Source organism: Xanthomonas citri pv. mangiferaeindicae (assembly GCA_002240395.1).
In the GTDB taxonomy this organism is placed as follows: Bacteria; Pseudomonadota; Gammaproteobacteria; order Xanthomonadales; family Xanthomonadaceae; genus Luteimonas; species Luteimonas citri_A.
The window spans coordinates 2,980,760-3,007,077 of the sequence record CP016836.1 but is presented as its reverse complement, the minus strand read 5'-3'; the positions used below and the strand labels follow the sequence as shown (position 1 = coordinate 3,007,077).

The following is a 26,318-nucleotide window of genomic DNA, read 5'->3' as shown; positions in this document are numbered from 1 at the left end:
GTCTCAGAAGTCGAAGGTGATGTTGGCGAACACCTGGCGCCCGATCGCGCTGTAGGAACTGGCGAAGTACGGCCAGGCGGTGTGCGAATCGTCGCGCGGCGGCATCTCGTCGAGCAGGTTCAGTACGCTCACGCCGAGCGTCACGTTGTCGGTGATCGCATGCGACACATCGGCGTTCCAGATCACATAGGCCGAAGTCCTGCCCGGAATCGCGGTGCCGTTGTAGTTCGGACGACTGCCGTAGCGGTAGCCGTAGAGACTGGCGTTCCAGTCCGCATTCGACCAGGCGGCGCGCCAGTTCGCACGACTGCGTTGGCTGTTGTACTCGACCGTGCTGCGCACATCGCGCGGCGCCTCGTCGCCGAACTGCGCGACCTCGAACTCGAGCACGTGGGTATAGCCGGCCTGCAGGTTCAGATCGCCCCAACCGCCAAGATCGAGCCCGTAGCGTAACGACGCATCGAGCCCTTCGGTGCGCATCAACGCAGCATTGATCGGATAGGTCGCAAAGCGGGTGATGCGGCCGTCCGGGTTGAGGTCGGAGACCACGCGCTCCACCGCGCTGGCATAGAACTGGCACGACTGCGACCCGGTGTCGACGGCATTGCCGTTGCGGTCCCGGCCGAGCCGACAGTTGGCCTCCTGCTCCAAGTAGTAGCTGTTGGACAGCGCCTGTACCCGGCCTTCGAGTTCGATGCGGTACCAGTCGACACTGACCGACAGATTCGGCAGTGCGTCCCAGACCACGCCCAAGGTCGTGGACTTGCCCTTCTCCTCTTCGAGCAAGGGATTGGAGGACTGGGTCATGTAGGTCTGGTAGTTGTACGCGGCCGTGCACTCGGGCGTTTCGGCGGCGATGCCGTTGAGGCGACACAGGTACTCGTCGTCGACGAAAGGATTGGAGCCGGTCGTGCCGGCGTACACCCAGAGCAGATCGGGGGCGCGGAAGCTCGTTGCGTGCGCGCCGCGCAGCAGCAGCGTCTTGAAGGGACGCCACTCCAGACCGGCCTGCCAGGTGATGGCGTCGTCGACCGAGGTGATGTCGTCGTACTTGTCGTAGCGACCGGCGAGCGTGGCCTCCAAGCGCGAGAAGACCGGCACGCGGAGCTCGAGGCCAGCCGCGTATCGGTTGCGCGGGCCGCCACCCGGCGTACTGGTCAGATTGTAGACACGGTCCGGACCGGTGTAATCGACGGTGGTGCGCGGGTCGGGCGTGAGCGAATACGACTGCTTCGCCGCTTCGACGACGGCCGCCATCTGCAGTGGGCCGGCCGGCAGATCGAACAGCGGACCACTGAAGACGAACTGCGCCTGGTCGGACTTGGACACGCCGCTGCTGACCACGGTGGTGGTGAGCTGGTCGTACAGCGCGGCCGAGCCCGGCGCGAACAGGCGGTCGGTGTAGAACTCGCGGATCTCGGTGCCATCGGCGGCGTGGCCGAGCACCGGGCCCATGTAATGATCGCGCACCGCGCGGGTCAGGAAGCGGGGGCGCGTGGTGGTGATCTCGAAGCGCGACGAGGTGACACTGGCGTCCCAGTCGAAGCGGCCGTCGCCGAGTGTGCCGCGCAGGCCGGCGTTGATGGACCAGGCGCGCTCGTCGTATTCGATGTACTTGGTGCCGCCGACTTCCTCGGGCAGGAAGATGCGCTGCGCAGTCACCAGGCCACGCGTCGGGTCCTGCACGGTGAACGGCCCTTCGCCGATGTAGTAGTGCGTCTGGCTCGAACTCTTGTCGTTGGAATCGCTGCCGAGCAGTTGTACGTAGCCGGTCAGCGTGTCGCTGAAATCGAAGCTGCCCGACAGATAGCCGGAGGTCTTGCCGTAGGCGTTCTGGATCGAGCGTGCGTTGTAGTAGTCGAGCGCGCCGCAGCGATTGGGCACGGCGACGCTCGATGCCGAATGGAAGGGCACGAAATTCGGGTTGGTCGCCTCGCAGGCCTCCAGCATCGCTGGGTAGGATGGCGACAACGCGCCCGCATCGGTCCGCCATAGATAATTCTGCCCGGCCCGGAAATACACACCGCTGATCGATGCCGTCGGACGCTCGGGATTCGTGCGGTACTGCGGATGCGCCAGATAGGTCAGATCGCGCTGCGAGGCGACGATCTCCTCGCGATCCAGCCGCTCAAGCGCATAGGTCAGGCTCCAGCGATCGCCGGTCCGCCCGCCGGTCCACTGGAACAGCCCACTATCGCCGCCGCCCCCGGACGTGGTGCCACCGCGCAGGCGGATGGTGTCGCCGCTGAAGTTCTCCTTGGTGATGATATTGACCACACCGGCGACCGCATCGGACCCGTAGATCGCCGACGCGCCGCCGCTCATGACCTCGATGCGCTCGATCGCCGCCGCAGGAATGCTGCCCAGGCTCACCGCAGTGCCGTTGGAGCCGTAGGGCTGCGGATAGTCGGCCAGGCGCTGGCCGTTGAGCAGGATCAGCTGGTAGCCCGGGCCCAGGCCACGCAGGTTCATGAACTGGCCGTTGGGCGCGTTACCGGTCTGATCCGACTCGTTGAGCGTATTGCCGGTGAACTGGGTGAGCGTGCCCAGCGACTCCCAGACCGTGCTGAAGCCTTGCTTCTGGATGTCCTCGGCGGTGATCACCGTGACCGGCGCCGGGCCTTCGATCTCGGTCCGGGCAATGCGCGAACCGGTGACCTGCACCTGGTCGAGCGTGTTGACGCGGGCGTCGGTCGATTGCGCCGCAGCCGGCATCGCGATGGCCGCCAGCAACGCAAGGGCGAGCGGACAACGGCTCGAGCGGAGGTGTCTGGACGATACGGGCATGCGGCATTCCCCTGGCGATGGCGTGGCGGGCGCAGCCGGCGGCAACGCGCGCGTTCACGCATCGATGCCGGCCTTCCGTGTATGTGTCCGCTCCCCACGGCGCGACACGATGACATCGTGATTACACCGCGCCCTTGGACCTTGTCAATCGCCGTCGGCCGGCTTGTCGCCCGCACCAAAACACCTATGCTCGAATGCGTCCCCGCAGCCCGCGCGGCCGCCACGCAGGAGCTTTGGATGCACACGACAACGGTCACGACACAGACGCGCCGCGGCGCCTCAGCCGCACGCCTGCGTCCATGGCGGCGTGTGACCGGCGCGATCCTGGCATCGCTGCTGGCGGCGGGCGCATCGGCGACGACGCCGGCGATTCCCGGCATGACGCGCGCGCAGCTCGATCCGCAGTACTGGATCGACCGGCTCGACGCACCCGACGCCCGCCTGCTCGATCGCGAGGCGATCGCAGCCCAGAACGCCGCGATGCGGCGCGACGATCCCTCGATCCACGCCGTGCTCGCGCTGCCCGCCACGCTCGACCGCGCCACGGTCACCGGTTGGATCGAGGCAGTGTCGACGCGCCCGTCGCAGCCCCGCTACACCCTCGATGGCCGCGTGCTGGATGCAGCGGCGCTCGACCGCCTGGTCGCCGATGTCGACCTGGCCGCCCTGCCCGCCGCGCCATCGCCCCGCTTCGGACTGGTCGTGCGCCGCGCCGACCTGCGTGCATTCCCGACCCGCACGCGGGTGTTCAGCCGCCCCGACGACACCGACATCGACCGCTTCCAGGAAGATGCCTTGTTTCCAGGCACGCCGGTCGCGGTGGTGCACACGAGCCGCGACGGCGCCTGGTACTTCGTCGTCAGCGAGCGCTACGCGGCCTGGATCGACGCCACGCAGGTCGCCCTGGGCACACGCGAGGCAGTCGCCGACTACGTCGCGCGCGCAGCGCGCGGGCCGATCGTCACCGGCGCGACCGCGCGAACCGTCTACACGCCGCAGGCGCCCGAGGTCTCCGATGTGCAGTTGGAGATGGGCGTACGCGTGCCCGCGCTCGACTGGCCGGGCAACCGCGTGCTCAATGGCCAGATCCCCTGGTACGGCCGCGTCGTGGAGCTGCCGGTGCGCACCGCGACCGGCGATCTCGCGTTCGCACCTGCGATGCTGCCGCAGTCAGCCGACGTCGCCGACGACGCGCTCGCGTTCACTCGTGCGCAGTTGATCCGGCAGGCGTTCAAGTTCCTCGGGGAGCGCTACGGTTGGGGGCATTCGTACAACGCGCGCGACTGCAGCGGCTTCGTCTCGGAGATTTACCGCAGCATGGGCATCCTGCTGCCGCGCAACACCAGTGCGCAGGCCACGAGTCCGGCGCTGGACCGGGTCGCGTTCGCGCCGACGATGTCGCCCGAGGCGCGCCTGCGCCTGCTGCGGCAGACCGATGTCGGCGACCTGGTGTTCATCCCGGGCCACGTGATGATGGTGATCGGCCACGTCGACGGCGATCCCTACGTGATCCACGACACCGCCGGCACTTCGCTGCGCAGCGCCGACGGTCAGCTCGCACGGCTGGCGCTCAATGGTGTGGTGGTGACCCCGCTGCTGCCGCTGCTGAGCGGCGACGGCGCGCCGACCATCGAGCGCATCACCAGCCTCCAGCGCGTGCGCTGACCGCCCTGCCCGGACCTGCCGCCATGAAGATCACCGACATTCGCCTGCACATGTTGCGCGTGCCGCTGCGGACGCCGTTCAAGACCGCGCTGCGCACGGTCGAACGGGTCGAGGACGTCGTCGTCACGATCCACACCGATACCGGTCACGTCGGCCACGGCGAAGCCGCCGCAACCGCGGTGATCACCGGCGACACCCACGGCGCGATCGTCGCGGCGATCGCGCAGGTCATCGCGCCCCGGCTGGTCGGCCAGGAGATCGGCGACCTCAACCGCCTCGTGCGCCTGGTGCAGACCGCGCTGGTCCGCAACACCAGCGCCAAGGCCGCGGTCGAGATCGCGCTCTACGACCTGTTCGCACAACTGCACGGTGCGCCGCTGTACCGCATCCTCGGCGGCGGCGGTGAGCCGGTACTGGCCACCGACCTCACGATCAGCGTCGGCGATGTCGACACGATGGTCGCCGACGCCCAGGCCGCGCTCGCGCGCGGTTTCCGCGCGCTGAAGGTCAAGGTCGGTCAGGACACCGCGCTGGACCTCGAGCGCATCCGCGCGGTCCACGCCGCGGTCGACGGTCGCGCCACGCTGCGGCTCGATGCCAACCAGGGCTGGTCGCCCAAGCAGGCCGTGCAGACGATGCACCGGCTGGAGGCGGCCGGCATCCAGCCCGAACTGCTCGAGCAACCGGTGCCGGCGCACGACCTGCAGGGCCTGAAGTTCGTCACCGACCGCGTCGCGGTTCCGGTCATGGCCGATGAAAGCGTGTTCGGCCCGGTCGAGCTGATCGAACTGATCCGGATGCGCGCGGCCGACATCGTCAACATCAAATTGATGAAGACCGGCGGGCTGTCGAACGCGATCCGACTGGCCGACATCGCCGCTCTGCATGGCATCGATTGCATGATCGGCTGCATGCTCGAGAGCAGCATCAGTGTCGCCGCGGCCGTGCACCTGGCGGTTGCCAAGGCCGATGCGATCACCAAGGTCGATCTCGACGGCCCGTCGCTGTGCGCCTACGACCCGGTCGAGGGCGGTGTCCGATTCGATGGCCCGAGCATCACCCTCGGCGATGCGCCGGGCCTGGGGATCGTGTCGATCCGCGACCTCGTCCCGCTTCCCGCCTGAGTCCATTCGCCTCCGGGCGACAATAGGGCGTCCTGCCCTTGTGTGGAGTTGTCCGATGGTGCTTCCTGTCGATCCGGTGCCCGCCGCGCGCGACGCGACAGCCGCCGATCGCGCGCATGTGCTGGCGATGATGCGTGCGTTCTATGCGGAGGACCGCCTGGTGTTCGATCCGGTCCGCGTCGGCGCCGGGCTCGATGCGCTGTTGGCCGACCCCACGCACGGCGCGGTACTGCTGCTCGGCGATGACGGCGACGACGGCTATCTGGTGCTCACGCGGGGCTTCAGCCTCGAACAGGGCGGCGCGTTCGCGCTGCTCGACGAACTCTATGTCGCGCCACAGGCGCGCGGCCGCGGCCTGGGGGCGCAGGCGCTGGCCCTGGCGGCCGAACGCAGCCGCGCCTGGGGCGTGGCGATGCTGCGGCTGGAGGTGCATCACCACAACCCGCGCGCCAAGGCGCTGTACCTGCGGGCGGGCTTCGTCGACGACCATCGGGACATGCTGACGCTGCCGCTGGACGCAGCCACGGCGCGATGACCGACCGGCATCGCACACGGCCGTCGACATGGCATGCTCGCCGGGCCCGCCCCTGCCGACTCGACCGATGACGCCCAGCCCGTCCGCGCCCGCCCGCTTCCGTCTGTCGATGCCCGCGCGCGTGCTGCTCGCGCTGCTGGCCGGTGCCGTCATTGGACTGGCGCTGGCCGCCTGGGACCCCCAGGTTGCGGTACGCACCGCCGACATCGCCCAGCCGATCGGCACGCTATGGCTGCATGCGCTGCAGATGACGGTGGTGCCGCTGGTCGCGGCGCTCGTGGTCGTGGGGGTCAATGCCGCGTCCGATGCCGCCGCGTCCGGGCGCACCGCGCGCCTGGCAATGGGCACCTTCGTTGTGATGCTGGCGCTGTCGGCAACGTTCGCCGCACTCGCCGCGCCGGCGCTGCTGTCGCTGGTACCGCGCGACGAGTCCCAGGCCGCGCTGTTCCGCGCCGCGATCGGCGCGCCCGAGGTGCTGCCGCAGGCTCCGGCGTTCGGCCTGTGGATCACCAGCCTGATTCCCAGCAACGCGATCGCCGCCGCGGCCGCCAGTGCGATGCTGCCGCTGGTGGTGTTCTCGATGTTCTTCGGTTTCGCGCTGACCCGTCTGGAAGCCGCGCGCCGCGAACGCATGCTCGAGCTGGTGCGCACGATCGCCGATGCCATGATCGTGGTCGTGCGCTGGGTGCTGGTCGCGGCGCCCTTGGGCGTGTTCGCGCTGGTGTTGTCGGTCTGCGCGCATGTCGGCCTGGGCGTGTTCGCCGCACTGGGCACCTATATCGCGCTGCAGTGCGTGCTGTATGTGGCGATCACGCTGCTGATGTACGTCATCGCGGTCGTCGTCGCCGGCGAGCGGCCGGCGCGCTTTGCCGCGGCGTTGTTACCGGTGCAGGCAATCGCGGCGAGCACCCAGTCGTCGCTGGCCGCGCTGCCGGTGATGGTCGACAGCGCGCGCAGCCGCCTGGGCTATCCACTGGCGGTGACTTCACTGGTGTTGCCGATGGCGGTCTCGTTGTTCCGCATCGCCAGCCCGGTGCAGTATTTGAGCGTGGTGAGCTTCATCGCCTGGATCTACGGCATCGAGCTGGGCGCCGGCCAGTTGGCGATCGCGGTCGCGCTCGCCATCGTGATCAGCATGGGCTCGGTGGGCCTGCCCGGGCAGGTCAGCTTCATGACCAACAACCTGCCGGTCACCCAGGCCGTCGGCCTGCCGGTGGAGCCACTCGGCGTGCTGCTGGCCGTCGACACCCTGCCCGACGCCTTCGCGACCGTCACCAACACCACCGCCGACGTGACCGCGACCGGTGTGGTCGCACGGCGCAGCGGCGCGCATCCCCCTTCTTCCGATAGCGAACCTCCCGCGACATGAGTGATCCCTTTGTCCTCTATCACAACCCCCGCTGCTCGAAATCGCGCGCCGCGCTCGAGCTGCTGCAGGCACGCGGCATCGCGCCGCAGGTGCTGCACTATCTGGAGACCCCACCCGATGCCGCTGCGCTGCGCGAGTTGCTGCAGCGCCTGGACCTCGCCCCGCGGGCACTGCTGCGCACGGGCGAGGCGGTCTATGCCGACCTGGGCCTGGCCGACCCGGCGCTCGACGACGCGGCAATCATCGCGGCCATGGCGGCCCATCCGAAGCTGATCGAGCGCCCGATCCTGGTGCACGGCGACCGCGCGGTCATCGGCCGACCGACCGAACGCCTGCTCGACCTGTTGCCCTGACCCCACAGCGTTGGCGGCCCACCAAGCGAGGCTGTGTCAGTCCAGCGCCTGGGCGATGTGCGTGCGGTTGCGGCCTGCGCGCTTGGCGAGGTAGAGCGCGGTGTCGGCCCGCCCGAACCAGTCCTGCCAGTCGTGCTCGGTGGCCAGCATGGCGCCGCCGATCGACACTGTGATCGGGCCGGCGGGACTGCGCAGGCGCCGTTCGACCTCCCCCCGCACGCGCTCGGCCGCGGCCTTCAGCGCCGCATCGTCGTCCGCGGGCAGCACGAGCACGAACTCCTCGCCACCGAAGCGGTAAACCGCGTCGTCCTCGCGCAGCGTGTCGCGCAGGATCGCACCCAGCTCGACCAGCACCGCATCGCCGACCGCATGACCGAAGGTGTCGTTGACCGCCTTGAAGCGGTCGAGGTCCAGCACCAGCAGGCCGATCCCGGGCTGCCGGCGATCGTCGACCAGACTACGCAGATGCGCTTCCATCGCGCCGCGGTTGGGCAGTCGGGTCAGCGGGTCGAGCATCGCCCGACGCTCCAGCGAATCGCTGTAGTCGCGCAGGCGGCGCGAGAAGGCGAACGAGAACGCGTACACCAGCGACCAGGTGATCGCGGTCGCCAACTCGCCGAGGCTGGCATCGGGCACGATCAGCAGCGCGGTCGCGACCACGATCAGCGCACCGCCGCACCACGCGGCGATGTCGGTGCGCGTGATGTAGAAGTTAGTCATCAGCACCACGTAGACCCAGCCACCGGCGGCATTGCCGATCAGCACGCAGGCCGCGACGCAGAAGCCGGAGTTGAGCACCGCCATCAGCCCGCCGGCCGCGTCGGTCCGGCCGGTGCGCCAAGCGCGCCCCACGACCACGGCAATCGCCAGGATCACGAGCGCGTCGAACGCGGCCAGCGTCCATTCCCCGCACAGGCTGCGCCAGAGCATGAAGCCCGACAGCGTCAGCAGCGTCGTGAGCCCGAGCAGGGACACGATCGCGAGCTGGAAATCGTCGCGGACTCTGGAGGCGGCCATACCTTGCATCGCATCCGCGGTCGCGATGCGCCTCGATCCCCTATGAGCGTCACCGAAGAATCTAGGGGCCGCCGGGTGAAGGCGACATGACACGATGCACAGGCGCGACGCGTGTTCACGCGGCAGTCGCCTACGCTGCCTGCGATGGTGCCCGGAGCCGGAATCGAACCGGCACGGCCTTGCGGCCAACGGATTTTAAGTCCGGTGCGTCTACCAGTTTCGCCATCCGGGCGGCGGCGCCAAGCGTGCCTGAGCGCCCCGGGAATTGAAACCCAAGCGTGGCCGACCGGCATGACCGCATGTCGCACATACGAAAAACCCCGCTTGCGCGGGGTCTTTCTTCGAACTGGAGCGGGAAACGAGACTCGAACTCGCGACCCCGACCTTGGCAAGGTCGTGCTCTACCAACTGAGCTATTCCCGCATGACTTCAATTGTACCCTGCCTGCGACCCGAGTGGTGCGCCGGCTGGAGGCCTGGGTCGGAATCGAACCGGCGTACACGGATTTGCAATCCGCTGCATAACCACTCTGCCACCAGGCCGGTGACCGTCGTCGGGATCCGCAGACCCTGCCGACAAAACGAAACCCCGCGTGCCACCCGGGGTTTCGCGTTTGAAACTGGAGCGGGAAACGAGACTCGAACTCGCGACCCCGACCTTGGCAAGGTCGTGCTCTACCAACTGAGCTATTCCCGCTTGGGAGGCGAAATTCTACCGTTCGCCGGCGGGGTGTCAATACTTGCTGCGTTCGGCCGCGCGCATGATCGGCCAGGCCGCGCGCAGATACGCCAGCCCCGACCACAGCGTGAGCAGCGCGGCGAGCGCCAGCAGCCAGTCGCCGATGACGAAGATCTCGCGCCCCAGCCACGGCAGCGGCGGCGCGGGCCGCTCGGGCGAGACCGAGTACAGCAGGCACAGCAGCGCGACCATCTGCGCGATCGTCTTGATCTTGCCGATCGCCGCAACCTTGACCGTCGCGCGCTGCCCAAGCTCGGCCATCCACTCGCGCAGCGCCGAGACCGCGATCTCGCGCCCCACGATCACCGCCGCCCAGATCGCCATCCACGGCGACGGGTGCCCCTGCACGATCAGAAACAGCGCCACGGCGACCATCAGCTTGTCGGCGACCGGATCGAGGAACGCGCCGAACGCCGAGGACAGGCCGTAGCGACGCGCGATCCAGCCGTCGAGCCAGTCGGTGACCGCGGCCAGCCCGAACACGAACGCGGCGGCGAAGTTGGTCCATTTGAACGGCAGGTAGAACACCAGCACCAGCACCGGGATCATCAGGATCCGCAGCAGCGTGAGCCAGGTGGGAATCGTCAATTTCATCGCAAACTCGTGGCAATCAGTCCTGGCCGGCGCCGGACGTGCCGGCATCGAGCCCGTGTAGGGTCGCATAGATGCGCTGCGCGAGCGCTGCATTGACGCCCTCGACCTGCGCGATCTGCTCCGCGCCGGCTGCCTTCAGACCGCCGAGTCCGCCGAAATGCTTGAGCAGGCTCGCGCGGCGGCGCGGGCCGATGCCGGGAATGTCTTCCAGCCGGCTGGTGTTGCGCGCCTTCTGGCGCCGGCCGCGATGGCCGGTGATCGCGAAGCGGTGCGCCTCGTCGCGCACCTGCTGCACCAGTTGCAGCCCGGGCGAGGCAGCGCCGGGCTTGAGTTCGCGCGCCGGCTGCCCGTCGGTGGCCGGCAGCAGCAAGGTCTCGTCGCCCGGCTTGCGCGCCTCGCCCTTGGCCACGCCCACCAGGCAGATGCCGGTGATGCCGTAGCCGTCGAGCACCGCGCGCGCCTGGGCGACCTGGCCCGCACCGCCGTCGATCAGCAGCACGTCGGGCATCACCCCGCCCTCCTCGGCCACCTTGCGGAAGCGCCGGGTGAGCGCCTGGTGCATGGCGGCGTAGTCGTCGCCCGGCTCGATGCCGGCGATGTTGTAGCGCCGGTACTGGCTGCGCACCGGCCCCTGCGCATCGAACACCACGCACGAGGCCACGGTGGCCTCGCCCATCGTATGGCTGATGTCGAAGCACTCGATCCGCTGCGCCGGCTCGGCCAGGCCCAGCATGGCGCGCAGCGACTCGGCGCGTGCCTGCTGCGCGGCCTGGCTGCCGAGTTCGCTGGCCAACGCGATCTCGGCATTGCGCCGTGCCAGGTCGACGTAGCGCGCGCGATCGCCGCGCACGTTGCACTTGAGCTGCACCCGGCGCCCGGCGGCCTCGCTGAAGGCCTGTTCGAGCAGCGCGACGTCCTCGATCGTGCGATCGAGCACGATCTCGCGCGGCGGCACCTGTTCGGCGTAGTGCTGGGACACGAACGCGGCGAGCACCTCGGCCGGGTCCTCGCTGCCGTTGGTGCGCGGGTGGAACGCGCGGGTGCCGAGGTTGCGGCCGTCGCGGAACGACAGCAGCAGTACGCAGGCATGGGTGCCGCGCATCGCGCAGGCGAGCACATCGAGTTCGGCGACCTTGCCGTCGACGTACTGGCGCGCCTGCATGCCGCGCATGTTGCCCAGCAGGTCGCGCAAGCGTGCGGCCTCCTCGAAATCCAGGCGTTCAGCCGCCGCTTCCATGTCGCGCGTGACCTCGTCGGTCAGCGCATCGCTGCGACCTTCGAGGAACATCGACGCGCGCCGGACCGCGTCGGCGTACTCGCGCTCCGATACCAGCCCGACGCACGGCGCGGTGCAGCGACCGATCTGATGCTGCAGACAGGGCCGCGAGCGGTTGCGGAACACGCTGTCCTCGCAATTGCGCAGCTTGAACAGCTTCTGCATCAGGTTCAGTGTTTCGCGCACCGCGGTCACGCCCGGGTACGGCCCGAAGTAGCGTCCGGGCACGTTGCGCGGGCCGCGATGGACGGCGATCCGCGGCCAGGTGTCGCGGGTGACCAGCACGTAGGGATAACTCTTGTCGTCGCGCAGCGAGACGTTGTAGCGCGGCTTGAGCGACTTGATCAGCTGGTTTTCCAGCAACAGCGCCTCGGCCTCGGTGCGGGTGACGGTGACTTCCATGCGCGCGATCTGCGCGATCATCGCCATCGTCCGCGTCGCCTTGGGCGTGGCGTTGAAATAGCTCGCCACGCGCTTGCGCAGATCCGCCGCCTTGCCGACGTAGAGCACCGCATCGTCGGCCGCGATCATGCGATAGACGCCCGGCGCGGTGCTCAGGCCTGCGACGAATGCCTTGCCATCGAATGTCGGACGCGCGCCGCGCGCTTTCGTCGTGCCGGTCATTCGCCCACCGGAACGTGGCGCAGCGCGCCGGTGCTCGGGTCCAACTGCAGTACGGCATGGGCATCGGTATCGGCGATCCACACCCGCCCGTCCGCAACGGCCAGGGCCGCGGGCCCATGCAAGCGCTGGGGCAGCGCGACCGTCGACAGCGCGCCCCCGCCCAGACGCAACTGGCGCAAGGTGTCGTTGCCGCTGTCGGCGATCCACAGCACCGGCGACTCGGGATCGAGCGCCAGCGCCTGGGGCGCCTGCAACTGCGCGTCGTCGCGCGCGCCGTCGAGGGCGCCGAACTGCCACGGCCCACCGCCGACCAGCGTGGTGACGCGCCCGGTCGGCAGGTGGACGCTGCGGATCGCCGAGCCCGCGGCATCGCAGACGTAGAGCGTGTGTTGCACGCAGGTCAGCGCCACCGGTTCGGCGAATGCCGCCGCCTCGCCCACGCCGTCACGGATGCCCAGTGCACCGCTGCCGCACAGCGGCGCAATCCGGGCCTGGCCCAGGTCCAGTTGCCAGATCCGGTTATCGCCGGCGGTCGCGACGTACAGGCGGTCGCCCGACAGCACGGCGGCGCGCGGCTGGTCGAGCACGACCGCGCGCGGGTCGGCCAGCGATCCCGCCAGGGTGTCGCCGGGCCGGCCGGCACCGCAGACGGTGGACACATCGCCGCTGCGCAGGTCGATCCGGCGCACCGCATGGTTGCCGGTATCGGCGACATAGAGCGCGCCACCGGCCAGGCACAGGCCGTGCGGTCGGGTCAGCGCGGCCAGTTCCATCGGGCCGTCGATGAAGCCGGCGCTGCCGCTGCCGAACTGGCGCAGGAGACGCCCGCGGGCATCGCATTCGAGCACGCGGTGATGGCCGCAGTCGGCGACATAGAGCAGATCGCCCGAGACCGCCAGTCCCGCCGGGAACCGCAGCGGCAGCGCGGGGTCGCTGTCGCGGCGCAGGCGGATCGGATCGCCAGCAAGTGCTTGCGGCGTCAGCGCCTCGACCAGCGTGCCGATCCGCGCATCGAGGTCCCGGATGCCGTTCTCGCCCACGATGCGCTCGCGCACCCACCCGTCGCCATCGATCAGCAGCACCGTCGGCCAGGCATCGAGCCCGAAGTGCTGCCAGGCGGTCCAATCGCCGTCGTGTGCGACCGGGAAGTCGTACTGCTGCAGGTCGACGCGGTGCGCGCTGCGCTTGGCGTCGCGTTCGGCGTCGAAACGCGGGACGTGGACGACGACCACCTGCAGGCGGTCGCGATGACGCGCGCGCAGGTGGCCCAGATCGGCCAGCCGCTGCTGGCACCAGGCCGACCCCAGGTTGACGAACGCCAGCGCACAGACCCGCCCGCGCAGCTGCGCCATGCGCAGCGGATCGCGCAGGTTCAGCCACGCCAGGCCGGCGGGAAACTCGGGCGCTGCAACGGCGTCGTTCATGCCGCGATTATGCGGGATGCGCCGCCGTTGCCCTGTCGAGAGCGCTGGTGGCACAGCAGCGCAGTCGCTCAGGTGCCGGGGCGGGCGCCGGTCGCACGACCGACATCGGTCGCCGACAACAGGGCCTGGGCACGCGCCAGGTCCTCAGGGGTATCGACGCCGGGCGGGAACGGCGCGGGGGTCGGGCCGACGGCGACCCGGAACCCGGCTTCGAGCACACGCAGTTGCTCGAGCATCTCGATCTGTTCCAGGTGCCCTGGCGCCATCGCGGCGAACCGGCGCAGGAAGCCGGCGCGATACCCGTAGATCCCGATATGCCGCCACCACTGGCCCGGCGGCATCGTGGTCCGGTCGCGGGCGAACGCATCGCGCGGCCATGGCACCGGCGCCCGGCTGAAATAGAGCGCGTTGCCGCCCGCGCCGAGCACGACCTTGACCGCGTTCGGGTCGAGCAGCGTTTCGACATCATCGATCGGCGCGGCCAGCGTGGCCAAGGCGACCTCCGGCTGCGCCGCGAGCGCGGCGACCGCGCGGATACCGGCAGCCGGCGCGAACGGCTCGTCGCCCTGCAGATTCACGACCACCCGCTCGTCCGCCCAGCCCGCGAGCGCGGCGCATTCGGCCAGCCGGTCGGTGCCCGACGGATGCGCGGGCGAGGTCATCGCCACACGGACTGGGGTACCCGCCAGCGCGTCGCGGACGCGGGCATCGTCGGTGGCCACCCAGACTTCGGCCGCGCCGGCCTCCAGCGCACGCTGCGCCACGTGCAGCACCAGCGGGGCATCGCCCAGCGGTTGCAGGGGCTTGCCGGGCAGGCGGGTCGAGGCATAGCGGGCCGGAATGGCGACGATGAAATCAGCGGGGACGTCCATGGCGCGATTCTCGCATGGCGACCGGGACGCAACGCCGGGGCGGCGACGGAATCAGGTACACGCGATCGGCGTTGCCTCGCGTCGCGTCCGGATGCTGGCGCCACGTCCGCAACCGGGCGTCGCTTGCGGACGGTGCGAGGGCACGCAATGCCCACGGTGCTGCCGGTGATCCGCACGCCCAGGACTGCACAGGCGAGTACCGCGTTACGCTCAGGACCGTATGCCGGCCGCCTGTACGCCCGAGCGACGCTCGTTGCGCGCCGCGCCCGCCGCCGAATCGACCCGCATCTGCGTCCACAACGCCCGTCCGGCGGACGCGCGTCGGCCATCGGCCGCGCGGATCCTGGCATTGCGCACCGCCCGACGCATGGTCGCCATCCGCCGACGCCAGCGCAGCAGCCCGGCAACGACCAGCAACACGGCCAACGCGCCTGAGACCACCAGCGCCCAGGGGGCGAGTGCGGCGAGGCCACCGATGATCGACCCCTGGGTGCGGGCCAGCGCGAATGCAAACACCGCACCCGCCAGTACCACATAGGCCGGCAATACCAGGACCCGCCAGACGGCACGTGCAGGCATCAGTGCGTCTCCTCGTCGGATGGGCGCGGCATCGGCGACACGGCCGCAGGGCCGGCCTCCGGGCACCGCGTGCGGTGCTCATCGCCGGCCGTCCAGGCGGCGATCTCGGCGGCGTGCATCGTCGGCGACAGCACCACCGCTGGGCACGGGTACTGGTCGCCGGACCGCCAATGCGTGGCAGCCTGGGGCCGCACCTGCTCCCAGCTCGCACCGCGCGATGCTGATTCCCAGACCTGCCGCATCAGCGGCTCGACCTCGTGCCAGTCCGCATCGGGATGTCCGGCCCGGGTCGCACGCGCCAGTTCGGCGAGGATGACCTGGTGCTGGGCGGTGGGAACGGAAGCGGCGCGGCGCATGGCTCGAAGGCGGTCGAAAAGCGTGGGCTCAGCCTAGGCAGCCAAGCGCCAATCCGCCGTGAAGCCATCGCCCAGTCGGCGAACCGTTCAGATCCGGGGTGGCCGGCCGGTCGCCCCCTCTCCTACCATGGCCGTCCGCATCGGGACCGGCGCCGGCCGGGCCGCACGAAGGAGTCCGATGGTTCGTTACCTGACATATGGCGTCTCGGTCCTGATGGCGGCGGTCGCATTGGTCTGCGCATGGACGCTGCATTCGGGCGCGTGGGCGGTCGCCGCGGCGGTGTTCCTTGCGCTGGCGTGCCTGGGCACGCTGGATCTGCTGCAGCGCCGGGCGACACTGCGTCGGCTCTATCCGCTGACCGCGCATTTCCGTTACGGCCTGGAGTCCTTCCGGCCCGAGATCCGCCAGTACTTCATCGAGGACGACCAGGACGAGGTGCCGTTCTCGCGCCAGCAGCGTGCGCTGGTCTACCAGCGCGCAAAGAACGTCAGCGACGTGGTGCCGTTCGGCAGCGAGTTGCCGATGTACGGCACGCAATACGAATGGATCAACCACTCGTTGGTACCCGCGCACGCCCAGTCGCACGACTTCCGCATCCCGGTCGGCGAGGAAAGCGCGCAGCCCTACGCGGCCAGCGTGTTCAACATCTCGGCGATGAGCTTCGGTTCGCTGTCGGCCAATGCGATCCGCGCGTTGAATCTGGGCGCGCAGCGCGGTGGCTTCTATCACGACACCGGCGAAGGTGCGATCTCGCCCTACCACCGCGAACACGGCGGCGATCTGGTGTGGGAAATCGCTTCGGGCTACTTCGGCTGCCGCGACGAGCAGGGCCGCTTCAACGAGGACCGCTTCGCCCGGCACGCGGCCGAGGCGCAGGTCAAGATGATCGAGATCAAGCTCTCGCAAGGCGCCAAGCCGGGCCACGGCGGGCTGCTGCCCGGGGCCAAGGTCACGCCCGAGATCGCCCAGACCCGCGGCATCCCGGTCGGGATCGATTGCGAATCGCCGGCGGCCCATTCGACGTTCTCCACCCCGCTGGGCCTGTTGGACTTCGTTGCGCGGCTGCGGACGCTGTCGGACGGCAAGCCGGTGGGCTTCAAGCTGGCGATCGGCCATCCCTGGGAATGGTTCGGCATCGCCAAGGCGATGCTCGAGAGTGGCATCCTGCCCGACTTCATCGTCGTCGACGGCGCCGAGGGCGGCACCGGCGCGGCGCCGTCGGAGTTCATCAACCACGTCGGCCTGCCGCTGCAGGAAGCGCTGATGCTGGTGCACAACACCCTGGTGGGCATCGGGTTGCGCGAGCGCATCCGGGTTGCCGCGGCGGGCAAGATCACCAGCGGCTTCGATATCGCCCGGCAACTGGCCATGGGCGCGGACTGGTGCAATGCCGGTCGTGGTTTCATGTTCGCGCTGGGCTGCATCCAGTCGCGCAGCTGCCACAACGACCGCTGCCCGACCGGTGTGGCGACCCAGGACCCGCGCCGCTGGCGCCTGCTCGACGTGCCCGACAAGGCCGAGCGTGTGTTCCATTTCCATCAGAACACCCTGCGCGGGCTGCGCGACATGCTCGGCGCCGCCGGACTCGAGCATCCGATGCAGATCGGGCCGGAACACATCCTGCGCCGGGTCTCGCCGACCGAGGTCCGCTCGCTCGCCGCGCTCTACCGGTTCCTGGAACCCGGCGAACTGCTGACCGGCGTGCCCGAGCATGCGGTGTTCCGGACGTTCTGGCCGGTGGCGCGCGCCGACAGTTTCGCGCCGCCCGAGCGGGCACGTGCGATGGCGGCGGTCAAGCGCGCGTCCTGAGCAGCGCTTCGGCCTGCAAGCGCGCTCAGGCCTTGCCGGCCGGGCTGCGGACCGCCTCGAGGCGGTCGAGCAACGCGATCCAGAACGCCTCGGGCAACCGCGCGGTGACCGGCACGCTGTAGTGCCGCTCGCCGGCAAACCGCATGCACTTGACTGCGTCCTTCTCGGTCATCAGCACCGGCAGATCGCTGCCGAAGCGCAGGTCTTCGGGCGTGTAGCGATGGTGATCGGCGAACGCGTGCGGTACCACGGCGATGCGCTCACGCCGCAGCGTGTCGAAGAAACGCTCCGGATCGCCGATGCCGGCGACCGCATGCACGCGCTGCCCGGCAAACGCCGACAACGGACGCGCACGGCCACCGGCCAGCGGCAGTGCATGCGCGGTCTCCAGGCGCATCGGCCACTCGCCAAATCCCGGCTCGAGACTGTCGTCCATGCCGGCGTTGAGCACGCGAAAATCACAGCGCGCGCCACGCTCGACCGGCTCGCGCAGCGGTCCGGCCGGGATCAGTGCGCCGTTGCCGTAACGACGGCGGCCGTCGATCACCTCGATCTCGACATCGCGCTGCAGGCGGTAATGCTGCAGGCCGTCGTCGCAGACCACGATGTCGCAGCCCGCTTTGATCAGTGCGTTTGCGGCCGCGACCCGGTCGGCATCGACACGGACCTTCGCCCCGGTGCGGGCGGCAATCAACACCGGCTCGTCGCCCGACCAGCGCGGATCGCTGACCGGCTCGACCCAGCGCGGGGTCCCCGCTTCGTCACGACCGTAGCCACGGCTGGCGACGCCGGGCGTCCAGCCAGCGGCCTGCAGGCGCTCGACGATCGCGATCGTCAACGGCGTCTTGCCACTGCCGCCGGCGATCAGGTTGCCGATGACCAGCACCGGCCGCGCGACCTTGCGGGTGCGCAGCCACGCGCGGCGCCAGGCGCTTGCGCGCGCGTACACGCGCGCAAGCAGTCGCGCGTGCAGCGGCGGGCGGCTGCCGTCGAACCAGTAGCCCGGCGCCTTCACGCGTCCTGCTCCGCCGACGGCTCGACCTCACGGAACTGCATGCGATGCAGGTGTGCGTACAGGCCACCGCGCGCGAGCAGTTCGCGATGGGTGCCGCGCTCGACCAGCCGGCCCTGGTCGAGCACCAGGACCTGGTCGGCATGCTCGATCGTCGCCAGCCGATGGGCAATGACCAGCGTGGTGCGGTCGGGCATCAGATGCTCGAGCGCGTCCTGCACCAGGCGCTCGGATTCGGCGTCCAGCGCTGCGGTCGCCTCGTCGAGGATCAGGATCGGCGCATCCTTGAGCATCGCGCGGGCAATCGCCAGGCGCTGCCGCTGTCCTCCTGACAGGCGGCCGCCGCGATTGCCGATGCCGCTCTGCAGCCGGTCGGGCAGTTTGTCGACGAACTCCATCGCATTCGCGCCGCGGATCGCGCCTTCGAGCGCCGCGACTGGCGCGCCCGCCATCTCGCCATAGGCGACATTGGCCGCGACGGTGTCGTCGAACAGCATTACCTGCTGGCCGACCAGCGCGATCTGCCGGCGCACATCGGCCAGCCGGTACTCCTCCAGCGGATGGCCGTCGAGCAGGATCTCGCCAGTCTCGTGTTCGTAGAAGCGCGGCAGCAGCTTGATCAGCGTCGACTTGCCGCTGCCCGAGCGGCCGACGATCGCGGTGACGGTGCCCGGGCGCGCGACGAAGCTGACGTCCTCGAGCGCCGGCTCGGCCTGCCCCGGATAGCGCGCGCCGACGTGACGGAACTCGATCTCGCCGCGCGCGCGCGTCAGCGGCCGCACACCCGGGTCGTGCTCGTCGGGCGCATCGAGGATCTCGAACAGCCGCTCGGCCGAGGCCACCCCGCGCTGGAGCATGTTCTGCACATTGGTCAGCTGCTTGAGCGCGGGAATGATCGCCATCATCGCGATCATCAGCGCCACGAAGCCACCCGCGGTCAGCCGGCCCTGCGAGGCTTCGTAGCCGGCGATCAACAGCAGCAGCGCCAGGCCGATCGAGCCCATGAGCTGGACCACGCCCGAGGAGATCGCGCGGGTCGCCTCGACCTTGAGGTTGAGCCGCATGTGCCGCTCGGCGACTTGCGCATAGCGCGCGTTCTCGGCCGCCTGGGCGCCGTAGATTTTCACTTCCTGCTGGTTGCTCAGCGACTGGTCGGCGGTCTGCATCAGCAGCGCGGCGCTGTCCTGGATGCTGTGGCTGACGCGGCGGTAGCGACGTGCGACCTTGCCCATGATCCACGACAACGGCGGCGCGATCGCCAGGATGGTCAACGTGACCTGCCAGCTGGTCATCAGCATCACGATCAGCGAGGCGATGATCTGCAGTGACTGCTGCAGCATCACCTTGGCCGCATCGATCGCGGCCTGAGAGACCTGGTCGCTGTCCGAGCCCAGCCGGACCAGCATCGACGGCACCGGCTCGGCATCGAAGCGCATGCCCGGCAGCCCGAGGTACTTGGCGAGTACGCGCACGCGCAGGTCCCGCGCGATGCCACGCCCGGACTTGGCCATGTTGTAGTCGGCCAGATAGCCGGCCAGGCCGCGGACCACGAACAGCGCGATGATCGCCGCCGGCAACCACAGGTTCACGCCGGCATTGGCCGACACGAACGTCTCGTCGATGATCGGCTCCATCATTTTGGTGAAGGCGCCGCCGGCCGCGGCTTCGATCAGCATGCCGACCAGCGCGACCGACAGCAGCCCGCGGTAGGCACCGGCGAAGGTCAGCAACCGGCGGTAGACCGGCCAGGCGCGATCGGCGCGTGTCGCGCCTTGGGGAGGAGAAGCCATAAGGTCAACGTTCCTGTGAAGCGGGGTCGTCCACGCGTCCGGCTGTCTGCGGCGCGGTCGCGTTGGCGATGCGGGTGAAGCCCAACTGGCCGAGCGCATCGTAGGCGGTGACGACCGCCTGCCACGGGGTGCGGGCGTCGGCACGCAGCAGCACCACGCGCGCGCGATCGTCGCCGGCGACCTCGACGATCGTGCGCTTGAGCGCATCGACATCGGTGCGCAGCGCCTCGCGGTCCTCGACGAAGTAGCGGCCGTCGGCGTTGATCAGCAGCGTCAGCGTATCGGCCTGGGCGTCGTTGCGCTCGCCCGTGGCCTGCGGCAACTCGAGCTTGAGCACCGAGCGCGCGTCGAACGTGGTGGTGATCACAAAGAAGATGATCAACACCAGGATCACGTCGATCAACGGCACGAGGTTGATCTCGGGCTCGTCGCGCGCACGCCGATCGCGGATGCGCATCGCTCAGCCCCGCCCCGGCGCGGCGTACGGCGAGCGACGCGCCGTGCGCGGGTCGATCGCGTCCATCAGCAGGATCGCCTCGTGCTCCATCGCCACGATGTAGCCATCGATCCGCGCGCGGAAATGCCGATGGAACATCAGCGCCGGCACCGCGACGATCATGCCCGTCGCCGCGCACACCAGCGCCTTGCCGATCCCGCCGGCGAGCTGGTCGACATCGCCGATGCCATGGTCCATCACGCCCAGGAACATCTGGATCATGCCCACCACCGTGCCGAACAGGCCCAGCAGCGGCCCGGCCGCGGCGATCGTGCCCAGCGCATTGAGATGGCGCTCCATCGCGAACGCGACATGGCGGCCGACATCCTCGACGCGCTCGCGGATCTCCTCGCGCGGCCGGTCGCGAACATCGAGCGCGGCCGCCAGCAACGCGCCCAGCGGCGCGGTCGCGCGCAGCGAGGCGATATGCGCCGGATCGAGTGCGCCGCGCGTGGCCCAGACCCGGACCTCTTCGCCCAGGCCGGGCGGCAGCACCGCACGCCGACGCAGGGCCCAGAAGCGCTCGACGATGATCGCCAGCGCGAACGCCGACAGCAGCAGCAGCGGCATCATCGGCCAGCCGCCGGCCTTCACCAGTTCGAGCACGCAAACCCCTTCGGCCACGGGGCCGGTCCACTCGGGCGACTAGGATAACGTAGCGCGACTCAGCCCCCGGCGGCGCGCTCGCTGCGGCGGACAGCGTCCCACAGCCGCGGTACGCGTGCGCGCTCACCGACCACGCGGACGCCACCGGGCCCCAGGCGCACCCGCAGCGCGCCGGCCTCGGCCGTGCCCGGCGTGGCGGCGCCCTGCTGGGTCCAGCGCGCAAGCGCCTGGGCATGCGGATGGCCGAACCGGTTGCCGTGGCCCGCCGATATCAGCGCATGCCCCGCCCCGGTTGCGGCCACGAACGCCGGATCCGACGATCCGCCGCTGCCGTGATGCGCGGCGACCACGACCTCCGCCGCCAGTGCCTCGGCGTCACGGTGCACCAGCAGCCGCTCCACGACGGTATCGATGTCGCCGGGCAGCAGCGCCGCGCCATGCGCGGTCTCCACGCGCAGCACGCAGCTGGACGGATTGCGGAACGGCGGGAAGTACAGGTCTGGATGCAGGAACCGGAACACGACGCCATCAGCCGTCCAGGCCGAGTCCATCAGGCACGGCGAAGCGCCGGGCACCCGGTCCCATTGCGGTGCGAACACCACCGGCGCGGCGAAGCGCCGCTGCACCGCGCCCAGGCCTCCGGCGTGGTCGGCATCGCCATGGCTGACGACGATCACATCGAGCCGGCGCACCCCCAAGGCGTGCAGTGCCGGCACCACGACCCGTTCGCCGGCGTCGTAGCCATCGGGCATCGCCGGGCCCGTGTCGTAGAGCACGGCATGGCCCGCGGTGCGGATCAGCACCGCCAGCCCCTGTCCGACATCGAGCACGACCAGCTCGGCTTCGCCCGGCCCGGGCAGGTCCCGGTCCGGCCACAGCAGCGGCAGCCAGAGCAGCGCAGCGAGGCCTTTGCCCGGCACGCCGCGCGGCAGCAGCAGCCAGAACGCGGCCAGCAGCGCCAGCGGCAGCGCGAGCCGATGCGGGGCAGGCAGCCACCACAATGCGAACGGCGCGGCCGCAAGCCAGTCGAACAGCCGCCAGCTCGGCGCGAACGTCCACGCCGCCAGCCGCCAGGCCCAGTCCCCGGCGCCGGCATGCAGCGCTTCCAGACCGGTGCCAAGCACCGACAACGGCACCACGACCAGGCTCCACCACGGAATCGCGACCAGATTGGCCAGCGGACCGGCCAGTGATGCCTGGCCGAACAAGGTCACGGTCAGCGGCAGCAGACCCAGCGTCGCCACCCATTGCGAGGCCAGTAGCCCGCGCGTCGCCGACAGCGCGCGGGCGTCGGGCAGGCACCAGACCAGCCAGGCGACGCCGGCGAAGCTGAGCCAGAAGCCGGCTGAGAGCACCGCCATCGGGTCGACCAGCACCACGGCGATCGCGGCATAGGCGAGCGCATCGGCGATGCGCAGCCGGCGGCGCACCAAGCGGGCGACCACCACCACTGCGATCATCAGCACCGTGCGCACGGTCGGCAGTTCCCAGCCGGCCGCAGCGGCATAGACGCTGGCAGCCGCCAGCGCGACCAGTGCGGTTGCCTGCGGCCGGGGCAGCAGGCGACCCAACGATGGCAGACACCACCACACCGCGGCCGCCAGCAGCGCGAACGCGCCGCCGACCATCCCGACGTGGAAGCCCGAGATCGCGATCAGATGGGTCAGACCGGTGGCGCGCAGCGCTTCCCAGTCGAGCTCGCCGAGGCCGCGCGTGTCGCCCACCGCCAGTGCCCGGACGAACCGCGCGGCGTCCCTGCCGACCACCCGCTCGATCCGTTCGGCGGTGCGATGGCGCCAGCGGTCGATGCCGCCGGTCGCCTCGAGCCGCGTCATCGGCTCACCGGTGCGCAGATAGCCCACAGCGGCCACACGCCGGGCCATTGCGTGTTTCTCGCTGTCGATCCAGCCAGGATTGCGCAGGCCACGCGGCGCGCGGATGCGTGCGGTGAAGCGCCATCGGTCGCCGGGCTCGAGCGCCAGCCGCCGCGGATCCGGAGCCGCGTCGCGGGCATCGAACCACGACAGCCGCAGCAACCGGCCACGCAATGCCGCAGGCCCGACATCAGCATCGACCCGGAATTCGAACCAGCTCCGCTGCGCCTCGTGCACGGGCAGGCCGACGAGGCGTCCGGACACGACGACATCGCTGCGCCCCATCGTGGCCGGCCACTGCAGCGACAGCGCGTGCGCCGCATGCAACCCGCACAGCGCGAGGCCGAAAATGCCGGCGCCTGCCACACGCAGCCCCAAGCGCCCCAACCCCCACGCCCCCGCCCCCAGCGCAAGCGCGAGCCCCAGCGCCCACACCGGCAGCAGCGCCGACCACGCGAGGCAGGCAGTCGCGCCGAGCACCAACGCCGCGCCGGTCGCGGTGCCGAACATCGCGACAGACGGGCGTATCGGCCTGACCTCGGTCCGGCTCGATCTGCCGCCGCTGCGGCCGCTGTCGCCATCAATGGTGTCGGCGCCGCCCCCCCGCCCGGCGATCGCACTCTCGCCCTGTTCCATCCGCGCGTCCTGCACTGGCCTGCCGACAGCCTGCCGTGCGGTGCAGCCTTGCGCCGTCCGGCGACTGCGCGGCCGCGGGTCGGGAATCGCCGCATCCGATCCCATGCGCCATGGCGTCTGCACCGACCGCCACCCCACCGGGGCGATGGCGCCCCGCCGCGCCCCGCGACGCTACTGCCGGTAGTACGCCGTCCAGCGCCAGCAGCCGGACTCGCGCGCGAATTGCAACGCGCCGATGCGCGCCTGATCGTCGACGCCCGGCGCGATCCGCCAGTCCGGTGCTGCGCTGTCGGGCGAGGCCGCGTAGTCGGCCAGCGGGCGCGAGGCCCGTGGCAGGCCCGCATCGGCGTCGAGCCACGCCGGGCACGCCGCCAGCAACGCGGCGCGGTCGAGGGTCTGGACCGGATCGTCGTCCAACAGGCCCGGCGCGCGCAGTGGCAGCCGGGCGTGGGCGACCAGCGCAGCGCAGTCGCGCCGCGCGAGCGCATCGCGCAATGCCGGCCACGCGGCGTCGAACGGGCCCGCCAGGCAAGACGCGGTGTCTTCACCGGCAGGCAGGCAGGCGTCCGAAGGCGCACTGTCGGCGACCTGGATCAGCACCTCGGTGTAGTGGTGGCCAGTCTCGGCGGCAAACAACGTGCCGCGCACACGCCAACATCCCGGCGCGAGTCCGCTGGCGCCGCTGCCGGCGAGCTGCAACGCGTCGACCCGCCGCGTCGTGGCGCCGTCCTCGACCTCGATCGGCGCGTCCAGCTGCAGCACCGGCACCCGCACCACCGGATCGTCCGGCGATTCCCCGAAGCCGGGCGGGCCACGTTCCTCGCGCATCGCCACCCGGCCAGTGAGCACCGAGACCTCGGGTTCGAGGTGATAGCGCACGCGATCTGCGGACCCAGAGACGGCATCGGTCGCGGCCTCAGCGCCGTAATCGGACTCTGGGGCGTCAGGGGACGCCGGCGACACGGACGGTGCGTGCGTCGGCATGGCCGGCTGCTGCCCGCACGCCACGAGCCCGGCCAGGGCCAGCATCCAGACGAATCTGCGGTCGCGCACGGCCATGCGGTGGGGTCCGAACGGGGCGATGGCCCAGCCTAGAGCCCGACGCGCTGCTGCGCCAGATCCCGGCCGCGGTGCGCCGCATGTACCGGCCGGGCTGCCGGCAACGCATGCAGCGCCGTCATGGCGTGCGGGTCACGCGGCCTTCCTGCCAGCCCTCGACCACCTGGATCGCACCGACCACGCGCGAGAGCTCGGCGGCCGACAGACTGGCGATGCTGCGGCCGCTATCGAGCCCGGTCAGGCGTTCGATGGTCCGTTGGTAGGCGTTGGTGTCGTTCTCCACCGGCGGCGCGTAGCGATGGATCGCGTCGTTGATGCTCAGATTGCGATAGCTCGGCCCCTGCAGCAGCGCACCGATGGCGCGTTCGCCGGTGGCGCGGTCCGGGAAGACCGCAAAGCCGCCCGGCCCGGTGCCGAGCGCGCCATGGGCGTTGGCAAAATCGCCGGCGCGGATATTGCCGGGATTGTGGTTACGCCAGGCCAGCGTGCCGCCGCTGCGGGTCTCGACCGTGCCATCGGCATGGGTGATGACGGTATCGCGGCCCTGCGCGCGGGCGCTTGCCCCCCCCTCACCCGCCGTCGCCGTCGGATCCGCGCCGGACGCGGTGGCGGTGGACGACGTGGACACCGCGCCGCTGGGCACGCGGACGAACTGCCCGGGATGGATGAGGTCCGGGTTCGCCGCCAGGTGCGGATTGGCCTGCAGCAGCGCCGGCAGGCCAACGCCATGCCGCCCGGCGATCCCCGACAGGGTGTCGCCGTCGCGCACGGTCACCGTGGTGCTCGCCCCTGCCGGCAATGCAACCGTGTCGCCCGGATGGATCCGGTCGGGCGCGGCGGCGAAGCGCGGATTGGCCGCCAGCAGTGCATCGAGCCCGACGTCGTGACGACGCGCGATGCCCGACAGGGTGTCGCCCGCGACCACCGTGACTTGGCCGCCGCGCGGGGCCGGCGATGGATCGGGCGCGGGCCCTGTGGCGTCCGGCGTCGGCGACTGCGCGATCGGCGCCCCGCTGGGACGCCGGATCGCGATCGCGTTGCCCAGGTCGTACGGGGCCACGTTGACCGCATTGCTCTGATTGCCGCCGAGCAGGTGCACGGTGTTGCCCTCGACCCGGTCGACGAAGCCGACATGGTTCGGGAACACGACCACGTCGCCGCGCTGGATATCGGCGCGCGGCACCGCCTCGCCCCAGTTCGCCCACTCGCGCGCGCGGTAGGCCTCGTTGGCGATCGGGTGGCCTGCTTGCTTCATCACGAAGGCGACGAACGAACCGCACCAGGCGTTGTCGCGGCCGCTGTCGTCCTTGCCCCAGAAACCGGACGCAGCGTGGTATTCCATGATCCGCGGGTTCGCCCGCGTGCCCGAGACCTCGGCCTGCCCCAGCTCGCGCTCGGCGATGGCCATCCAGCCGGCGCCACTGTCGTTGGCGGCCGGCAACTGCGCACGGATGCTCGGGTGCACGCTCGACAACGGCTCGGAGTTGGCATGCGCCGCCGGCGCCGCGGTCCCGGCGACCGGCTCGGGAATCGACAGCGTCTGGCCGCCGGCGATTCGGTCCGGATCGCGGACCTGGGGATTGGCGGCCAGCAGCGCATCGAGGCTGACACCGTGCTGCTGCGCGATTGCCGACAGCGTATCGCCGGGACGCACAGCGTAGTCGCTGCCGGCACCGGCGGAAGCGTGGCTGGAGAGCGATGAGATGGCGTTGACCATGGCGG

21 protein-coding genes and 4 tRNA genes are annotated in these 26,318 nt (G+C 70.4%); 6 read left to right on the top strand and 19 right to left on the bottom strand.

Annotated features, from left to right (window positions below):
• Nucleotides 1–3: 3 nt before the first annotated feature.
• The gene (locus tag BEN78_13085) at nt 4–2,787 is read right to left on the bottom strand and encodes a TonB-dependent receptor (protein ASR44165.1); all 2,784 of its coding nucleotides are present in this window, start codon (nt 2,785–2,787) and stop codon (nt 4–6) included.
• A gap of 237 nt (nt 2,788–3,024) precedes the next feature.
• On the opposite strand from BEN78_13085, the gene BEN78_13080 reads away from it, so the two are divergent.
• The 5 genes from BEN78_13080 (at nt 3,025) to BEN78_13060 (ending at nt 7,833) form a co-directional block, all read left to right on the top strand.
• A complete protein-coding gene (locus BEN78_13080; protein ASR44164.1) occupies nt 3,025–4,452 on the top strand; it encodes a hypothetical protein in 1,428 nt (475 codons plus the stop codon).
• 23 nt (nt 4,453–4,475) lie between these two features.
• Nucleotides 4,476–5,576, top strand: a complete 1,101-nt coding sequence (locus tag BEN78_13075) for a dipeptide epimerase (protein ASR44163.1) — start codon at nt 4,476–4,478, stop codon at nt 5,574–5,576.
• Between the two features lie 55 nt (nt 5,577–5,631).
• On the top strand, nt 5,632–6,111 hold the full coding sequence (locus BEN78_13070) for a GNAT family N-acetyltransferase (protein ID ASR44162.1): 480 nt from the start codon (nt 5,632–5,634) through the stop codon (nt 6,109–6,111).
• A gap of 103 nt (nt 6,112–6,214) precedes the next feature.
• Nucleotides 6,215–7,480: a sodium:dicarboxylate symporter gene (locus BEN78_13065; protein ASR45130.1), complete on the top strand. Its 1,266-nt coding sequence runs from the start codon at nt 6,215–6,217 to the stop codon at nt 7,478–7,480.
• Entirely contained in the window at nt 7,477–7,833 is a 357-nt protein-coding gene (locus tag BEN78_13060; protein ID ASR44161.1) for an arsenate reductase (glutaredoxin), read from the top strand. Before BEN78_13065 ends, BEN78_13060 begins: the two co-directional genes overlap by 4 nt.
• Before the next feature lie 36 nt (nt 7,834–7,869).
• On the opposite strand, the gene BEN78_13055 is transcribed toward BEN78_13060, so the two are convergent.
• From BEN78_13055 to BEN78_13005, 11 genes are all read right to left on the bottom strand, one after another.
• Entirely contained in the window at nt 7,870–8,850 is a 981-nt protein-coding gene (locus BEN78_13055) for a hypothetical protein (protein ID ASR44160.1), read from the bottom strand.
• A gap of 145 nt (nt 8,851–8,995) precedes the next feature.
• Nucleotides 8,996–9,082: transfer RNA gene (locus BEN78_13050), tRNA-Leu, on the bottom strand.
• Between the two features lie 115 nt (nt 9,083–9,197).
• Nucleotides 9,198–9,273 (bottom strand) — tRNA-Gly (locus BEN78_13045).
• A 45-nt stretch (nt 9,274–9,318) separates the two neighbouring features.
• Nucleotides 9,319–9,392: transfer RNA gene (locus tag BEN78_13040), tRNA-Cys, on the bottom strand.
• Nucleotides 9,393–9,470: 78 nt separating this feature from the next.
• Nucleotides 9,471–9,546 (bottom strand) — tRNA-Gly (locus tag BEN78_13035).
• A gap of 36 nt (nt 9,547–9,582) precedes the next feature.
• Nucleotides 9,583–10,182 (bottom strand): CDP-diacylglycerol--glycerol-3-phosphate 3-phosphatidyltransferase, encoded by a 600-nt coding sequence (locus BEN78_13030; protein ID ASR44159.1) that lies wholly within the window; start codon nt 10,180–10,182, stop codon nt 9,583–9,585.
• Nucleotides 10,183–10,198: 16 nt separating this feature from the next.
• Nucleotides 10,199–12,082, bottom strand: a complete 1,884-nt coding sequence (locus tag BEN78_13025) for an excinuclease ABC subunit C (protein ID ASR44158.1) — start codon at nt 12,080–12,082, stop codon at nt 10,199–10,201.
• Complete coding sequence (locus BEN78_13020) at nt 12,079–13,506, bottom strand: hypothetical protein (GenBank protein ID ASR44157.1); 1,428 nt, start codon at nt 13,504–13,506, stop codon at nt 12,079–12,081. Before BEN78_13020 ends, BEN78_13025 begins: the two co-directional genes overlap by 4 nt.
• A 68-nt stretch (nt 13,507–13,574) precedes the next feature.
• Entirely contained in the window at nt 13,575–14,378 is an 804-nt protein-coding gene (locus BEN78_13015; GenBank protein ASR44156.1) for a 3-deoxy-manno-octulosonate cytidylyltransferase, read from the bottom strand.
• 210 nt (nt 14,379–14,588) lie between these two features.
• Nucleotides 14,589–14,957, bottom strand: coding sequence for a hypothetical protein (locus BEN78_13010; protein ASR44155.1), 369 nt, complete (start codon nt 14,955–14,957; stop codon nt 14,589–14,591).
• Complete coding sequence (locus BEN78_13005; GenBank protein ID ASR44154.1) at nt 14,957–15,313, bottom strand: hypothetical protein; 357 nt, start codon at nt 15,311–15,313, stop codon at nt 14,957–14,959. The genes BEN78_13010 and BEN78_13005 overlap by 1 nt, the downstream gene beginning before the upstream one ends.
• A 178-nt stretch (nt 15,314–15,491) precedes the next feature.
• Here BEN78_13005 and BEN78_13000 point away from each other — a divergent pair, with 178 nt between their 5' ends.
• Nucleotides 15,492–17,123: a glutamate synthase gene (locus BEN78_13000; protein ASR44153.1), complete on the top strand. Its 1,632-nt coding sequence runs from the start codon at nt 15,492–15,494 to the stop codon at nt 17,121–17,123.
• A gap of 25 nt (nt 17,124–17,148) precedes the next feature.
• On the opposite strand, the gene BEN78_12995 is transcribed toward BEN78_13000, so the two are convergent.
• From BEN78_12995 to BEN78_12965, 7 genes are all read right to left on the bottom strand, one after another.
• Entirely contained in the window at nt 17,149–18,138 is a 990-nt protein-coding gene (locus BEN78_12995; protein ASR44152.1) for a tetraacyldisaccharide 4'-kinase, read from the bottom strand.
• Complete coding sequence (locus tag BEN78_12990; protein ASR44151.1) at nt 18,135–19,925, bottom strand: lipid A export permease/ATP-binding protein MsbA; 1,791 nt, start codon at nt 19,923–19,925, stop codon at nt 18,135–18,137. The genes BEN78_12995 and BEN78_12990 overlap by 4 nt, the downstream gene beginning before the upstream one ends.
• Before the next feature lie 4 nt (nt 19,926–19,929).
• Nucleotides 19,930–20,382 carry a biopolymer transporter gene (locus BEN78_12985; GenBank protein ASR44150.1) on the bottom strand — a complete coding sequence of 151 codons (453 nt, stop codon included), beginning with the start codon at nt 20,380–20,382 and terminating at the stop codon, nt 19,930–19,932.
• Nucleotides 20,383–20,385: 3 nt separating this feature from the next.
• Nucleotides 20,386–21,027, bottom strand: a complete 642-nt coding sequence (locus BEN78_12980) for a biopolymer transporter ExbB (GenBank protein ID ASR45128.1) — start codon at nt 21,025–21,027, stop codon at nt 20,386–20,388.
• A gap of 59 nt (nt 21,028–21,086) precedes the next feature.
• Nucleotides 21,087–23,411, bottom strand: coding sequence for a DNA internalization-related competence protein ComEC/Rec2 (locus BEN78_12975; protein ID ASR45129.1), 2,325 nt, complete (start codon nt 23,409–23,411; stop codon nt 21,087–21,089).
• 297 nt (nt 23,412–23,708) lie between these two features.
• Nucleotides 23,709–24,596, bottom strand: coding sequence for a hypothetical protein (locus tag BEN78_12970; GenBank protein ID ASR44149.1), 888 nt, complete (start codon nt 24,594–24,596; stop codon nt 23,709–23,711).
• 118 nt (nt 24,597–24,714) lie between these two features.
• Entirely contained in the window at nt 24,715–26,313 is a 1,599-nt protein-coding gene (locus tag BEN78_12965; GenBank protein ASR44148.1) for a hypothetical protein, read from the bottom strand.
• Nucleotides 26,314–26,318 lie beyond the last annotated feature (5 nt).